A 16,436-nucleotide genomic window follows, 5' to 3' on the forward strand; every position below is an offset into this window, starting at 1 on the left:
ATTTAAGCCCTTTGTATCTATGATAATACAAAGGGCTTTTTAGTGAAAATCACAATCAACCAAATGATCGTTTACCATACCAACTGCTTGCATAAAGGCATAGCAGGTCGTTGAACCAATAAACTTAAATCCTTGCTGTTTTAGGGCTTTTGCCAATCTTGCCGAAACTTCATTTTGGGTGGGTATGTCGGCAAGTGTTTTGGGGTGGTTGATGATGGGTTTGCCATCTGGTGTTGTCATCCCCCACAGATAGTCACTAAAACTTTGATGCTCTGTGATGGCAAGGTAGGCTTTGGCGTTATTGATGATGGCGTTGATTTTACCAAGGTGGCGGATAATATCCGTATTTTGCATTAATGCCTCAATCTTAGCTTGATCGTACTGGGCAATTTTTATGGCATCGAACTCATCAAAGGCACGATAATAATTATCACGCTTTTTTAAAATCGTAATCCAGCTTAAGCCTGATTGCATCGACTCTAGGCAAAGTTGAGCAAATAGCCTCTGATCATCATAAATGGGCTTGCCCCACTCATGATCGTGGTAGCTAATGTAAAGTGGATCGGATAAGCACCAACTGCAGCGATTGGCTGTTTTTGCGATTGGATTGTTCATATCAAATGTGATAATCAAGCTCTAAGCCTTCGCCATCAAAAACATCTAAATCATCTTTGCACAGTGATTTTATGCCTTGGGGGTTGAAATTTGGATCTAGTTTTTTGACTGCGGCGGTGAGTTCACAGATTTGCTTATCACGCTCTTGGATATGTGCCAATAAAGCTGCAATACTTGATGCAACAGGGTCTTTGGAATCAGGTTTTAAGCCATAAGCGTTAAACAGCTCCTCGGATTGTGCGTGATGTTTGGTGGATATTTGTTCTTGTTTGTGCTTGACGACCATGCGGGCGGCACTACCAACCATCGTGGCACCAGCTGGCACTGTCTTTACGACAACAGCATTTGAGCCAATCTTGGCATCATCACCAACACGAAAGCCACCCAAAATCTTAGCACCTGCACCAACAACCACATTGTTGCCAAGGGTCGGATGGCGTTTGGCGCCTTTTTCCCAAGAGACGCCACCTAAAGTGACACCGTGATACAAAGTGACATCATCACCAATTTCGGCAGTCTCGCCAATAACGACGCCCATGCCATGATCAATAAAAAAACGCTTACCGATCTTAGCAGCAGGGTGAATTTCAATGCCTGTTGTGCAGCGACTAAAATGAGAAAGTGCTCTGGCCATAAACTTATGGTCCAAATTCCACAAGTAGTGTGCCCCTCGGTGCATGATACGCGCATGAATACCAGGATAGGTTAAAAGCACTTCCATCTGACTGCGTGCAGCAGGGTCTCGTGCAAGCACAGCCTTAACATCATCTTTGATGGCATTTTTTAATTTAAATAGTTTTTTTAGCATGTATTTTTCCTAAAATTTCTGTCATCATATCGCTCAATGTGAGATTTATCAAGTCAATCTTGGCATATTGATATGATTGAATATGAGCAATCACGCCAACCTAGGGCAAACTTTTATTAATCTTAGCAATCAAAGCACGGACTAAGGCGTATTCTTTTTGGTCGAGCTGTAAGCGGCTATTCAATCGAGATAAGCGATTTGGTAGGTGCTTAAGATCATCGTCGTGTGCAAGATTGAGCCGTTGCATTAATGCGATGAGCGCACTTTCAAGATTGGCTGCCTGTGCTTGAGTGATCGCAGGCTCATCCCAGTCGCTGCGTATGTGTATGGGCAGCGAGTGATCCTCTTGCTGCACGCCTTGTGTCTGCTTGGTGCTGATAAGAGGGGATGATGTCAGCGTACTGGCAAATTGATCAAAAAAGTTAGCCGTGATGACTTGTATGGCACTGGCAACATTAAGTACAGGATAGTCTGGATTGGCAGGAATCTGAATGTGATAATCAGCCAATGACAGCTCTTCATTGGTCAAGCCTCGGTCTTCACGCCCAAATAAAATGGCAATTTTAGGTAAGGCATTGACCGAATCATCAGATGATTGAGCTTTATCAGCCAAAGATGGCGCTAAATCACTTGTCGGATCAGTCTTTGATAATTGCTTAAGTGCAACTTGTGCCGCCATACTTGGGGTGAGTACAGGTCTAGGCATTTGGCGTGAGCGAGCACTGGCCGCAAAAATAAGCGTACAGTCATCAATAGCATCTTTAAGGTCTTTTGTGATGCAAGTTTTATCCAGTAATGCGCCTGCGCCTGCGGCATTGGCATAACTGCTGTCATCAATCGGCAGACGCGGATTGACAACTACCAAATCGTCCAATCCCATGGTATGAAGTGCACGTGCCGCCGAGCCGATATTGGCAGGCAAGGTAGTGCCAATCATCACGATACGAATGCGTGATAGCCAAGATTTGAGTAAATTGTTCGTCATTAGCGGAACACCAAATGATCATCAGTGAGATGATTTTTTAATTGAGCGATGTTTTGGTCGCTGGGGTATAGTCGCAATCGGTCATTGGTTTGGACGCGCGCAACACTGCATTCATCATATAAATACAGTGATAAAGGTACGCACAAATCGCCTACTTGACCGATATCCATAGCGTCATCATGCTCTGAATTTGGGTAGGAGCCCCGTTTGATGACTTCAGGCGGCGGGCTATTTTCTTTGATCACGCTCAAAATCCCCGCAAGCGCTTGGGTGTCATCACAAGCAAGCTTAAGATGGATTTCCTTAAGTCTGCGAATCCGCGCGGTTTCGATGGACTCAATGTGATGTAGGCGAGTAAAAATCCGACCATCATCACTTTCACGGACACCGATTTTGGCGATGACGATATTAGCGATGGTCATATTTGCACGCTCACCTTTGGTATATAAAGGTTCATACTCTTCATCAATGCCAGGCACGCGTTTACCTGCGGTCAAAACATCTTTAAATTTATTAAAAGTTTCGCCATAACAGCTCATCTCAATGCGACCTTTACCATCGTCAAGCTTCACGACAATGCGCTCCCCAAAAAACGCCACATCATAGATCAAGCCTGCAATCCATGCAAAGCCTTTGCCGGTATCTTTTAGATCAATGACACTCTTGACGGTGGTGTATAAGGGTAGCTCACTGCGATACTCATCCAAAGGATGACCCGTCAAATACAGTCCAAGTGTGGCTTGTTCATAGCGTAAGCGATCTTGGGGCTGCCAGTAGACATCCTCAACTGGTGGTGCAACAAACAGCGCATCATCAACATCTGCAAATAAATCCATCGTCCCGGACAGTTGATTTTGGCGGTTTTGGTCAGCTGCTGCCATCGCTTCGGGGAGCTGTCGCCATAAGCCGCGGCGAATTTGGTAGCTTTGATCTGACTGATCGGTGATATAATGTGGTTTTAAGGTTTCGGCTAAAATATCAAAACAGCCCGCTTTGATGAGTGCTTCTAGTGAGCGCTTGCCCACTTTTTTGATGTCAACGCGATTACAAAAATCATATAAATCCTTAAAAGGACCGTCCTTGCGTGCAGCGACAATGCTATTAACCGCCTCTTCACCGACGCCCTTGACAGCGCCAAGCCCATAAACAATCGTCTTGGCGTCCCTGACTACAAATTTCCACTGGCTGTGATTGACACTGGGTGGGATGATAGTTAGCCCAAAATTATCCCGACAATCCGACAACAAAAAAACCACCTGGTCGGTATCATCCATTTCGGATGTCAAGACCGCTGCCATAAATTCAGCTGGATAATAATGCTTTAGGTAAGCAGTCTGATAAGCAAGCACACCATAGGCTGCCGAATGTGATTTATTAAACCCGTAGCCGGCAAATTTTTCAACCAAATCAAAAATCTGCGCCGCCAAGCTGCCATCGATATTCTGTCCAATCGCTCCATCAACAAAAGTACTACGCTGCTTGGCCATCTCTTCGGGTTTTTTCTTACCCATGGCACGCCTTAGCATATCTGCACCACCTAAGGTATAACCTGCTAAGACCTGCGCGATCTGCATGACTTGCTCTTGATAGACGATGACCCCATAGGTTGATTCAAGGGGTGGCTGTAGCAGCTCATGCTGAAATTGAGGATGGGGATAAGCCACTTCTTGAATACCATGCTTTCTGTCGATAAAATCAGATACCATGCCCGACTCAAGTGGGCCGGGTCGATATAAAGCACACATGGCGATGACATCTTCGATATTTGAGGGCTTAAGCTGTGCTAAGTATTTTTTCATGCCGCTACTTTCTAGCTGAAATACCGCACTGGTTTTGGCTTCTTGGAGCACTGAGGTATATACATCAGCATCATCGAGTGGCAAGGTTTCTAAATCAATTGGGGATTGACCTTGGGCTTGGCGAGTTTGATTGATGTTATCGACCGCGGCTTGAAGTACGGTCAAATTTCGAAGTCCTAAGAAGTCAAATTTTACCAAGCCGACAGCTTCGACATCGTCCTTATCATATTGGCTGACAGGATGACCTTCACTATCACAATAGATGGCTGAAAAGTCACTGATACGATTCGGGGCGATGAGTACGCCGCCTGCGTGCTTACCGACATTACGCGTCAGACCTTCAAGTTTTTTGGCCATCTCCCAAATCTCAAGTGCCAGCTCATGATCTGGCGCATCTGGATTGGTGAGCAGCTCTTTGAGCTGCGGCTCTTGATCGAAGGCATCTTCAAGCTTAATGCCAGGTGTTTTTGGAATCATCTTTGAGATGCGATCACCCAAGCCAAAAGGCTTGCCCTGAACACGCGTGACATCGCGAACCACAGCACGCGCCGCCATCGTACCAAAGGTGATGATCTGACTGACCGCTTGACGACCATACGCCTGCGCCACGTAGTCGATCACGCGGTCACGCCCTTCAATACAAAAATCGATATCAAAGTCAGGCATCGAGACGCGCTCAGGATTTAAGAATCGCTCAAATAACAAATCATAGCTCAAAGGGTCAAGATCAGTAATATTAAGCGAATAAGCAACCAAAGAGCCTGCACCTGAGCCACGACCAGGACCGACAGGTACACCATTGGCTTTTGCCCAGCGGATAAAGTCCATCACGATTAAAAAATAGCCAGGAAAACCCATCTTAAGAATGATATCAAGCTCATAGTCAAGCCGTTCATCATAAGGTTTGCGTACCTGATCCCAATCGTCACCTCTTTCCTCAACGGGATAGAGCTTCTCAAGCCGTCTGTTTAAGCCATCAGCGGACACTTTCTTAAAAAAAGTCTCAATGGTCTCACCTTTTGGGATAGGAAAATCGGGCAGAACATTAATCCCAAGTGTGATCGTTACATTACATCGGCTGGCGAGTAGGCGTGTATTTTCAATGGCTTGGGGCAAATCAGCAAACAGCTCGGCCATCTGCTTTTGGCTTTTGAAATATTGAAGTTCGGTGTATTCTCTTGGGCGTCTGTCATCTGCTAAGGTATAGCCATTTGCGATACACACACGAGCTTCATGTGCATCAAAGTCTGTACTGACGGTATTATTTTTGTCATTTGTCTCAGTTGGGCTTGCGTGAATAAAGCGTACATCATTATGTGCAATGATAGCAATGCCAAGTTTGACCGCTTGAATGATGGCACTTTCATTAAACTTATCATCGCTGGCTTTGACGCGGCGAATGCCAATGTAGAGCCTATCGCCAAAAATATTTTGCCATGTTTGTAAAATAGGTAGGGCATTGTCAGGGTTATGGCTAAGTAAAGGCTGAGCGATCTCTGAGCGATGTGTCAAGATGGCGATCAATCCATCAGAGCGTTCCGCCAAAGCCGCTTTGGTGATGACGGGTGTTTCAAACTCTACCGAACCATGATTATTCATTGGGCGGTTGGTATAAGCGTCCGAAATCAGGCGCATCAGATTTTGGTAGCCATCATTATTCATCGCATACAAGATGACGCTGTGGCGCGCATCGGCAGCATCTTTATCACTATGCTCGCCGACCACCACCTCAGCCCCAATGATTGGCTTAATGCCAGCGCCGATACACGCTTTATAAAATTTCACCGTCGCAAACATATTATTCCAGTCAGCCAAAGCAAGCGTATCTTGACCATCAGCGACGGCGGCTTTGACCAGGTCTTTGATGCGGACGATTGAGTCTACGATGGCGTATTCGCTACGAATACCTAAATGTACAAAGGACATAATCTTCTAATTTTGAGTTAAGCTGACTGTGCCTAAAACACAGAAACCACAGGAATGGGATTGATATTGTCTGAATGATGATTTTGGAATTGACCAAACACATATGCACCAATCAACAAAAGAATCATAAATAGCATCAGCATACGAATGACGCTTAACATAATATTAAACCAAAATCATATTAAACCAAAATCAGCCAATTATCATTAAGCCACTGGCTAAGCCAAGGTAGATTTTGTAAATTGGCGTCTTCGGCAGTAATGGCATCACCGTGAATCAAATGCTTAAGATATGCTCGTTCATCATCTGACAAGTCAACTTTTTCGCCATTGATATACCACACATCACGCACATGGACAAAGCGGCAGGCAGGGTTTAATACCAAGCACTCACCATCTTCAAGGCGAGTTTTGAGTGTATCAGCGTCAAGCTCATCTTCAAACGCAAGTAATTCATACTGGCGTTGACTGACCAGCTCGCCGATGGCATCTGTCAATAACGCATCGCCTTCTTTGGAATTTAGCAGGGTAATTAGCTTATCTTTGAGTGCTTGAATGCTATCTTGGCTAAGCTCATAGGCATCTGGCTGGTCAGCTTGCGGTAAGGTTAGGACATGAAACAGATTGGCGTGATTGGTGGCGACATCTGCCAGCTCGTCCATAATTTGCACAAGATTGGGTCTGCGAAAACCAAATGAAAATGTCAAGCAATCATTCATCGCAATCCCATGATGGCTAAGCCTTGGCGGTACATAAAGCACATCACCTGCTTGCAAGACTTCATCAAAAATAATCTCACCCATGTCATCTAAAAGGCGTATTGGTTGATTAGGCACAAAAGGGGTATCGGCAGTACACATTTTGCCCAACTGCCATCGACGCGCACCATAACCTTGGGCAAGAAATACATCATATTCATCATAATGTGCACCCACCGAACCGCCTTTTGGAGCAACAGATACCATGATATCATCTTGTTGCCATTTGGGAATAAAATCAAAATGCGACCAAAGCTCACCAAGCTCAGGCGACCATTGCTCAAGATTTTGTACCAAGATTGTCCAAAGCTTGGGGGCTTGATGGATATCGTCCTCATCAAGTGGTGCAGATTTTAGCGACCATTGATTGATATTTTTATCACTTTGGCTGATCAATCGAGCAGACACGCCTTCTTCAAGTGCCAAACCAAGTATATCTTCAGGCTCAAACATCCCTATCAAGTCAGGCAAACCTCCCTTAATTAGCAGCGGCTTTTTTTGCCAATATTCTGCCAAAAAAGTCTTATGGCTCATGCCTTTGGGTAGGCAAAATCTTATAGTATCGGTCATGATGGTCTCAAAATTAATCAAAAAATGCGATAAAATTTGGCATACTTTATGCTTAATATAAACCTTTAGTTTAACAATTTTTTGGTTTAAAACCAATCACATTCACCAAATTTTAGTATTTTTGTGGTTTTTATTGAATAAGATTGTACCAAGATTTTGGTTGGTATGATGAAAACAGTGGCAAATTTGTGCTAAGTTGATTATAATAAATAGCACTGTGACAGGGCATGACGAAAAGGCAGCTTGATGACAACTGATACCCACTTTGACGCTGACGATTTGGCGGAATATGACTTTGATTATACGATGAATGAAAATGGTCAGCTCACCCAAGCGGAGATTGCTACATTATATACCGAGCTTGGTGAAGCTGAGCAGGCATTGGTAACCATTCGTGATTTTATCCGCTTTGTGGTGACCAAGCTTCGCCAGTATGATGTCGTTGTGGCACAAGGGACGACAGATGAGTTTGCTGAAGCGGCGGCAATTGTTTTGCATTCTTTATCGCTTGAATGGTCGGCAGATGAGCAGATTTTGGAGTGTAAGCTGACTCCCAGCGAAAAGCAAGAAGTCTTGACTTTATTATCTGAGCGTATCATTCAGCGTAAGCCTTTGTCCTATTTGATTAATTTGGCGTATTTTTGTGGGCTGCCTTTTTATGTTGATGAGCGTGTTTTGATTCCACGCTCTCCGATTGCCGAGCTGATTAATCAGCAGTTTTATCCATATTTTGATGTCGATGATGTACGCAAAAACTCATTTTTTAGCCACGGTTTAGAAGAGTCGCAGTTGGCAGCACCTGAGCGTATTTTGGATTTATGCACAGGTTCTGGTTGTATTGCCATTGCACTTGCTAAGGCATTTCCTGATGCCAATATTGATGCCACAGATATTGATAAAGATGCCCTAGAAGTGGCATGGACAAATGTTGAGCATCATGAGCTTGCTCATCAAGTCAACCTACTTGAATCAAATTTATTTGCCAAACTGCCCGCTGAAAATCAGTACGAGCTTATTGTGACTAATCCGCCTTATGTGGATGCGGCGGTGATGGCAGATCTGCCACCTGAGTTTTTGCATGAGCCTGAACATGCACTTGCAGCAGGTCAAGATGGCTTAGATTTGGTACATCAAATTTTATACCACGCACCTGATTATTTGACCAAAGATGGCTTGTTGGTCTGTGAAGTTGGTGATAGCGAGTGGGCATTACGCCAAGCTTATCCTGAAATTCAGTTTGATTGGCTGACCTTTGAAAAAGGCGGTAGCGGTGTTTTTGCCATCACATGTGAAGAGCTTTTGGAATACCAAGAAGATTTTGCCAGACAAGTTGAGCGTGTGCAAGGTTTGACCCACTGATACCGTTTTATGATGTGTTGAATAAAAAGCAAATGGAACATCCGTTTGCTTTTTATTATCTGTATCTGAGTGCATTGGCATGACTTTGATGCAAAATTTTAGTATAATAATGGGTTTAATTAAATACTTGTATAGAGTGTACCGTGAATAAAATTCCTGTCATCACCTCCGCTGAGCAGTCCGACCAAGCAGCCAAGAAAGTCAATCTTTTAGGTATGTCAAAAGATGAATTATCGGCGTTTTTTGTGTCTTTGGGCGAAAAGCCGTTTCGTGCAACGCAGGTGATGAAGTGGATTTATCAATTTGGTGTGACAGATTTTTTTGAGATGACAAATATTTCAAAAAAACTTCAGCATAAGCTACATGAGGTAGCTTATGTAGTGCCACCGACTGTGAAATATAAAGAGTTTAGCCAAGATGGCACACGCAAATGGGTCTTTGAGGTGGCGGGTGGTTCGTTGGTTGAGACAGTCTTGATTCCTGCTGATGATGGTAAGCAATTTGGGCGTAAGACTTTATGCATTTCATCACAAGTGGGTTGTGCGTTGGATTGTTCGTTTTGCAGTACAGGCAAGCAGGGTTTTGAGCGAGATTTGACGCCAAGCGAAATCATCGGACAGCTTTGGGTCGCCAATCAGTCTTATATGGAAAATGTGCCGCCAACTGAGCGAGAAAACCGTGTGACCAATGTCGTCATGATGGGCATGGGTGAACCGTTATTAAACTATAATCCTGTGGTGGCAGCCATGTCACTCATGCTTGATGATCATGCATTTGGCTTATCCAAACGCCGTGTCACGCTTTCAACCTCAGGCGTTGTCCCAAAAATGTATGATTTGGCCAAAGATATTGATGTGGCACTTGCCATCAGCTTACATGCACCTAATGATGAGCTTCGTAATGAACTTGTGCCAATTAATAAAAAATATCCTTTAAAAGATCTTATTAAGGCTGCCAAATCTTATGTGTACGATGAAAATCCTCGTCACAAAAAACACATTACCATCGAATATGTTATGCTAGCAGGCGTTAACGATTCTGATGAACACGCACATCAGCTGGTTGATTTGCTCAAAGATTTGCCGAGCAAAATTAATTTAATTCCGTTCAATCCATTTCCGCATGCACCTTATGGGCGTTCAAGCAATAATCGGATACATGCTTTTAGTCATATTTTAAACCAAGCAGGATTTGTTTGTACAATTCGCCAGACTCGTGGTGATGATATTGATGCTGCTTGTGGGCAGCTGGTCGGTCAGGTCGCTGATCGTACACGCCGTGCCAAAAAATGGCAAGAAAGTATCCAAAAACGCCAAAGCCATCATGAATGAATTGATACATCTATTTACTAATAATGTCAAAGCCTGATAGAATGGACGCTGCATGAAAATCCGAGTAAAGTGGCTTATGGTCATGGTGACGGGGGCGGTATTGAGTGCCTGTCAAAGTACACCAATACCGCCTAAAAATAATCCGCAATTGGCACAAATCCGAACCCAAATTGCAATCTCGCTACTGGACATGGGTAAGCTTGATCAAGCCAAACAGCAGTTGGATGCTGCCTTATCGGCTGATCCGCAGTTTGCACCTGCCTATCGCACCTTGGCAAAGGTTTATCAGGCGTCAGAGGATGCTGCTCACCAAGCCAAAGCTCAACGCTTGTTTGAAAAAGCGATTGAACTAAATCCCAAAGATATGCAAAATTATATGGATTATGGATTTTATTTGGTACGGATGGGAGATTTATCAGGTGCGTTGACTTATTTTGACAAGCCTAGCCGAGCTATCGGCTATGAAGGGCGTGTGATCGCCATCGAAAATATGGCATATATTTATTATCATCAATATGAAGCTGCCAAATCACCAACAAAAGATGACTATCATAACGCCAAATCAGCACTTGAGCGTGCGTTAACTTCAGGCACTCAGCATGATGAAATCAAAAAGTCTTATGACAAATTATTAAGTGATTATAAATAGTTTATGATGATTATCACGCCATGTATTTGGTCAATTGAACAAGAATAACGGTAATACCATGTCAATACACAATCCGATTAAACGCCGACCCACCAAAAAAATCCATGTTGGCAATGTCGCCATCGGCGGTGATGCACCCATCAGCGTGCAAAGTATGACAAATACAAATACCTGTGATGTTGATGCAACAGTTGCACAAATTCAGCGATGCGTGGACGCAGGTGCGGACTTGATGCGTGTATCGACACCAACGATGGAAAGCGTTGCTGCCTTCGCTGAGATAAAAAAACGCGTATCCATTCCACTTATTGCCGATATTCATTTTGATCACAAAATCGCCATTGCGGTGGCAGATGTGGGTGCAGACTGCCTGCGTATCAATCCAGGCAATATTGGCAATGATCAAAAAGTCAAAGAAGTGGTTGCGGCGGCACGCCATCATAATGTGCCGATTCGTATCGGTGTGAATGCAGGCTCACTTGAAAAGGATTTACAAAAAAAATATCGAGAACCGACAGGTGAGGCGATGCTAGAATCGGCGTTACGCCACATTGATATTTTAGAAAATCTTAATTTTCAGAATTATAAAATCTCAGTCAAAGCCTCCAATGTATTTTTAACCCTTGATGCGTATCGGCTGATTTCAGCACAAATTGATAATCCATTGCATCTTGGCGTTACCGAAGCGGGCGTATATCGCACTGGCACGGTCAAATCTGCCATTGCTTTGGGCGGTTTGCTACTTGATGGCATTGGCGATACCATGCGTATCTCTTTGGCGGCAGCACCAGAAGAAGAGATTAAAATCGGCTTTGACATTCTAAAATCACTGGGCATTCGTAGTAATGGCGTCAATTTTATTGCTTGCCCAAGTTGTAGCCGTCAAGAGTTTGATGTGATTAAAGTGATGAATGAGCTTGAGGCTCGCTTAGAGGATATCCGTGAGCCGCTAGATCTGTCAGTTATTGGCTGTAAAGTCAATGGACCAGGTGAAGCCAAAGAAGCGACGATCGGTGTCGTGGGAGCAAGCCCCAATAGTTTGGTTTATAAACATGGTGCAAAAAGCCATCTGATTGATACCAAAAAATTGGTAGATGAGATTGAGGCGATGGTGCGTGCACAAGTCAAAGACATTCAAGATAAACGGGCAAATGAGATCATTCGCATAGGCTAAATGTATGAGCGATCAGGATAAATTGGGCTTTGTGGATTTGGCGGTGCATGCGATGAAAATGGTCAATCGACCAATGACAACGACGCAGCTGTGGGATTTTATACTTATAAATAAGCTGCATCATCGGTTATACACTTTTGATGTACAAAAAAATAAATTTTCTGGTAAAACGCCATCGGTGACTTTTGCCACCACGATTTCTCAAAATAAACATTTTTTTGAAGCAATCCCAAATACCAAGCCAAAACAATATATTTTAAAATCTCAGCAAACAAAGTTGGAAGTAACAAAAAATCTTGATCAAACTACTCATCGCTTAGCAAAATATCATGAGCGAGAGTTACATCCTATCTTGACTTATTTTTTGAAATCTGATAAATATTTTCAAGCTTATTCAAAAACCATTTTTCATGAAGTCAGTCCAAAAGGAGCAAAAGGCGAGGATAAATGGCTGTATCCAGATATGGTGGCGGTGCATTTTGAATACGCCAATTACCAAAAAAACTATGTACTTGATTTTATTACGAAATTTAATAAGCCGCCAATAAAAATCTACTCATTTGAGATTAAAAAAGAGCTAAATTTTAGTAATTATAAAGAAAGCTTTTTTCAGGCAGTCAGTAACTCAAGTTGGGCAAATGAAGGTTATTTGGTGGCGGCACAAATCCTGCCTGATGGTCAATTTATCGAGGCGCTCAAAAAACTTAGCCAAAGCTTTGGGATTGGTATTATTGAGCTTAATAGACACAATGTGAAACAAAGTAAGATTTTATCACCTGCCAAATTTAAAGAGATGATGGATTATTCGGTGGTTAATGAATTGGCGAATAAAAATGCCAATTTTTCACAATTTTTAAAAACCATTATCGACTTTGATGTCAATCACCCCCACCGATTTAAAGGTGAGTTTGATAAAATTTTGAACTTACATGAACCCAATGACAGCAATCATTGATTGTATATAATTAAGGAATATTTATGAATAAAATTACCGCTATCCGTGGCTTTAATGATGTGCTGCCCGAGCAAACACCAGCATGGCGTGCAATGGAACGAACATTAATTGAGGTGATGGATAGCTATGGCTATAGCCAAATCCGTTTGCCTTTGGTTGAAGAAACTCAGCTATTTGCACGAGGTGTCGGTGAAGCGACAGATATTGTTGAAAAAGAAATGTTTGGCGTTGTACATGGCGGAAATAAGGGCGATGAAGGATCTTCTTTTACTTTACGCCCCGAAGGTACTGCAGGATGTGTACGGGCAATTGTTGAGCATAACTTAACTCGTGGCGATACACCAAAATTATGGTACTTAGGTCCGATGTTTCGTTATGAACGCCCCCAAAAAGGTCGCTATCGCCAATTTCATCAATTGGGCGTAGAGTATTTTGGCGCTGAGTTGCCTGATGCTGATGCTGAGTTGATCGCTATGACTTATCATATGTGGCAAAAACTGGGCATCAGTGAGCATGTGACACTTCAGCTAAACACCTTGGGCGAGACTGATGAGCGTGCGGCATACAAATCAGCACTGGTTGAATATTTGACAACACACCAAGAGGCTTTGGATGATGATTCAAAACGCCGTTTAAATACCAATCCACTGCGTATTTTGGATTCCAAAGATGAAAACACTCAACAAATCCTAAAAAACGCCCCTAAGCTTGGTGAGTTTTTGGGTGAGGCATCGTTGGCTCATTTTGAAAAAGTACAAAATTATTTGTCCGCATTGGGTATTTCGTTTGAGATAAACGATAAATTGGTGCGTGGCTTGGATTATTATAACAAAACCGTTTTTGAATGGGTAACTGACAAATTAGGTTCACAAGCGACCGTCTGCGGTGGCGGTCGTTATGATGGCTTGGTGGGTATCATCAAAGGCAAAGCTGAGCAGTCAGAGCCTGCGGTTGGGTTTGCTATGGGTCTTGAACGCTTAATGCTATTGATTGATGCCGTTAATCCTTATCAAGCAGCATCTTGGTGTGATGTTTTTGTGATCGCCCACCCTGATTATTATATTGATGGCTTAAAATACGCCGAATCACTTCGCTTGCGTCAGAATAATTTACGCGTCAAAATGGCAAGTGCGACAGGCTTAAAATCACAAATGAAAAAAGCTGATAAATCAGGTGCAGCTTATACGGTCATCATCGCAGAAGATGAGGTAAATGCCAACCAAATCACCATTAAGACAATGGCAACGGGTGAACAACGCCGTGCACCCATTGATTATCAATTTATACGATAAAATGTGTATGATTTTGCGATAAAATGTATATGGATAAAAACCGCATGAAAATGGTTGTGTGTGATATAATGCATGCAATTTTCAATTAGAGTTTGATTATGATTGACACTCCGAAGAATGACAATAATTTTACTGATCAAAAATCCTTAAATGCCTTAAAATTGCATGGCGAAAAGATTATTTATGCCGTACTTTTGGTATTGGCTGTCTTTTTTGGGTGGCAGTATTATCAAAAGAATTATGCCAAGATAGACACCGTCGCTGCAGATGCTTATACATCGATCTCGACACGCGACGAGCAGCTGGTACAGGCATATTTAAATCCACAGCTCGATGCAGCTGGCAAGCAGGCATTGGCGGAAGAAGAAAAGCAGTTATTTGGCGATATTGATGCACTTGTTGCAGCGCATGGCGATACTGCTTATGCCTGGCAAGCGCTGATGATCAAGGCGCGCCATCAGACCAATAATAATGATCTTGAAGGTGCGGTCGCAACGCTCAGCCAAGCCGCTTCAATCGATCTTGATGACGACGGTTTAACAGCAATAGCTAAAATACGCCATGCACGAGCCATGTTGGCAAATGGTGATACAAACGGTGCGTTATCGATCGCTAATGAAACCATGCCGACAGCGTTTGAAGCGTCGCGCCAAGAGCTTTTGGGTGATATTTATCATGCCAAAAACGAAATAGACAATGCCAAAGCTGCTTATACCAAAGCCTGGGAGGCACTGCGTGAGCGCCAAGAAAACCGCGCGGTATTGGCTTTAAAATTGCAGTCGCTTGGGGTCAGTGTTGAGCCGATCGAGCCTGCCCCATCGGTGGTATCGATACCAAATACTCAGCCAACAGTTGAGGGTGGGGACGCATCACAGATCGTTGAGCACGATTCGGCAGTGACAGACACACAAAACCCACAAAATGGCAATTAGTGCTTAGTAAAGACACCTTATAATAATTGGTCAAATACACTTAATTAAGAATAGCAAAGTAAGGATATTTTATGTATCAGCGCTTTATCAATACCGCATTGGTTGCAGCTTTGGCGGTAACTATGGTGGGCTGCGGCACCAAAGCCATCAAGCCAACCGAACGCAAACCTGCCAAATTGGTTAATATTCAGGCGCCAGTCGCTGTATTAACACAGGTATCGAGCGTCCGCTTGGATCAAGGTCGATCGGCGTTAAGCCGCAGTGGCGCCAAAGTGCGAAAGGATGTGATTGATTTACAAATTGCACCTTTGGCAGATGGTATGATTGCAGCAAGTCGCAGCGGTATTGTTAGTGGGTACATGGGTGGATCTACTGCTTGGCAATATAGCGCTGAAGATGCGATTACCAGTGGTGTTGGCATTGATGATCAAGGAAGGGTGGCGGTCATTGGCACACGCTCTGGCAAAATGATTGCGCTCGATGCCCACACAGGTGCGCCGCGTTGGACAGCGGAGCTTGGTTCTTCAAGTTTGGCGCCAGCTTTGATCAGCGGTGATAAAGTGATTGCCATCACTAACAGCGGCGCGATTTTTGGATTGGATATTAACAGTGGTGCGACAGTTTGGCAGTACAATACCCAAGCACCAAATACCAGTGTGCGCGGTATGGCAAAGCCTTTGGCGCTTGATGCTCGCACGGTATTGATAGGCGGCTCGGATGGGCGTATTCATGCACTAGATACCATGACAGGTGCGCCTGTATGGGCTCGCCGTGTGGGATTGGCGATGGGTTCTGGAGAGATTGATAAGCTGCGTGATGTCGATGGCACACCGATCGTAACAGGGAATCATCTGTACGCTGCCAGTTACAGTGGGCAATTAACCGGCTTTGATATGACAACAGGGCGCACCATGTTCGTCAGCGAGCTATCTAGCACCAAAAAACTGACCACTTTGGCGAACGCTGTCATCGGTAGCAGCACCGATGGTGATGTGGTTGCCTTTAACCGACTGACTGGTGATAAGCTTTGGGAAAATCATGATCTAAAATATCGCGGATTAACCAACCCTGTAACCATCGGCTCTTATATCGCTGTTGGGGATGCAGATGGCGTGGTACATATTTTAAATCATCAAGGCAAAATTATCAGCCGAGTCAATACTAAGGGTGCTTTGACCAACTTAACTGTGATCAATAATCGTTTATATACCCAATCAGCAGATGGCGTTGTGACTGTTTGGCAGTTTTAATTGATCAATAAAATCAGCATCCTTTGTCACTTCA

The 16,436-nt window shown here is 43.6% G+C and carries 14 protein-coding genes; 8 read left to right on the top strand and 6 right to left on the bottom strand.

The annotated features are described in order from the left end of the window. Positions 1 to 39: 39 nt before the first annotated feature. The 6 genes from AO382_RS01500 to AO382_RS01520 all read right to left on the bottom strand — a co-directional run bounded on the left by AO382_RS01500 (position 40) and on the right by AO382_RS01520 (position 7,460). Positions 40 to 633: a DNA-3-methyladenine glycosylase I gene (locus AO382_RS01500; protein WP_064617558.1), complete on the bottom strand. Its 594-nt coding sequence runs from the start codon at positions 631 to 633 to the stop codon at positions 40 to 42. Then, positions 617 to 1,423 (bottom strand): serine O-acetyltransferase, encoded by an 807-nt coding sequence (gene cysE / locus AO382_RS01505; protein WP_064603592.1) that lies wholly within the window; start codon positions 1,421 to 1,423, stop codon positions 617 to 619. The genes AO382_RS01500 and cysE overlap by 17 nt, the downstream gene beginning before the upstream one ends. Before the next feature lie 100 nt (positions 1,424 to 1,523). Next, a complete protein-coding gene (locus AO382_RS01510) occupies positions 1,524 to 2,408 on the bottom strand; it encodes an RNA methyltransferase (RefSeq protein WP_064617560.1) in 885 nt (294 codons plus the stop codon). Further along, a complete protein-coding gene (dnaE, locus tag AO382_RS01515) occupies positions 2,408 to 6,133 on the bottom strand; it encodes a DNA polymerase III subunit alpha (protein ID WP_064617562.1) in 3,726 nt (1,241 codons plus the stop codon). The genes AO382_RS01510 and dnaE overlap by 1 nt, the downstream gene beginning before the upstream one ends. Positions 6,134 to 6,165: 32 nt before the next feature. After that, on the bottom strand, positions 6,166 to 6,294 hold the full coding sequence (locus AO382_RS11235) for a hypothetical protein (RefSeq protein ID WP_003666477.1): 129 nt from the start codon (positions 6,292 to 6,294) through the stop codon (positions 6,166 to 6,168). A 20-nt stretch (positions 6,295 to 6,314) separates the two neighbouring features. Next, a complete protein-coding gene (locus tag AO382_RS01520; RefSeq protein WP_181878875.1) occupies positions 6,315 to 7,460 on the bottom strand; it encodes a cupin domain-containing protein in 1,146 nt (381 codons plus the stop codon). Between the two features lie 246 nt (positions 7,461 to 7,706). Between AO382_RS01520 and prmB the strand changes: the two genes are divergently transcribed. From prmB to bamB, 8 genes are all read left to right on the top strand, one after another. Further along, positions 7,707 to 8,819 (top strand): 50S ribosomal protein L3 N(5)-glutamine methyltransferase, encoded by a 1,113-nt coding sequence (prmB, locus tag AO382_RS01525; protein ID WP_064617566.1) that lies wholly within the window; start codon positions 7,707 to 7,709, stop codon positions 8,817 to 8,819. A gap of 143 nt (positions 8,820 to 8,962) precedes the next feature. Beyond that, on the top strand, positions 8,963 to 10,150 hold the full coding sequence (rlmN, locus tag AO382_RS01530) for a 23S rRNA (adenine(2503)-C(2))-methyltransferase RlmN (protein ID WP_064617568.1): 1,188 nt from the start codon (positions 8,963 to 8,965) through the stop codon (positions 10,148 to 10,150). A gap of 76 nt (positions 10,151 to 10,226) precedes the next feature. After that, positions 10,227 to 10,799, top strand: a complete 573-nt coding sequence (locus AO382_RS01535) for a tetratricopeptide repeat protein (protein WP_064617903.1) — start codon at positions 10,227 to 10,229, stop codon at positions 10,797 to 10,799. 58 nt (positions 10,800 to 10,857) lie between these two features. Continuing rightward, a complete protein-coding gene (ispG, locus tag AO382_RS01540) occupies positions 10,858 to 11,973 on the top strand; it encodes a flavodoxin-dependent (E)-4-hydroxy-3-methylbut-2-enyl-diphosphate synthase (protein WP_064617569.1) in 1,116 nt (371 codons plus the stop codon). Between the two features lie 4 nt (positions 11,974 to 11,977). Continuing rightward, positions 11,978 to 12,928 carry a hypothetical protein gene (locus AO382_RS01545; protein WP_064617571.1) on the top strand — a complete coding sequence of 317 codons (951 nt, stop codon included), beginning with the start codon at positions 11,978 to 11,980 and terminating at the stop codon, positions 12,926 to 12,928. 23 nt (positions 12,929 to 12,951) lie between these two features. After that, entirely contained in the window at positions 12,952 to 14,220 is a 1,269-nt protein-coding gene (gene hisS / locus AO382_RS01550) for a histidine--tRNA ligase (RefSeq protein WP_064617573.1), read from the top strand. A 98-nt stretch (positions 14,221 to 14,318) separates the two neighbouring features. Further along, positions 14,319 to 15,152: a YfgM family protein gene (locus tag AO382_RS01555; RefSeq protein WP_064617575.1), complete on the top strand. Its 834-nt coding sequence runs from the start codon at positions 14,319 to 14,321 to the stop codon at positions 15,150 to 15,152. 71 nt (positions 15,153 to 15,223) lie between these two features. Further along, positions 15,224 to 16,402, top strand: coding sequence for an outer membrane protein assembly factor BamB (bamB, locus tag AO382_RS01560; RefSeq protein WP_064617577.1), 1,179 nt, complete (start codon positions 15,224 to 15,226; stop codon positions 16,400 to 16,402). Positions 16,403 to 16,436 lie beyond the last annotated feature (34 nt).

The organism is Moraxella catarrhalis, assembly GCF_001656295.1.
Taxonomy (GTDB): domain Bacteria; phylum Pseudomonadota; class Gammaproteobacteria; order Pseudomonadales; family Moraxellaceae; genus Moraxella; species Moraxella veridica.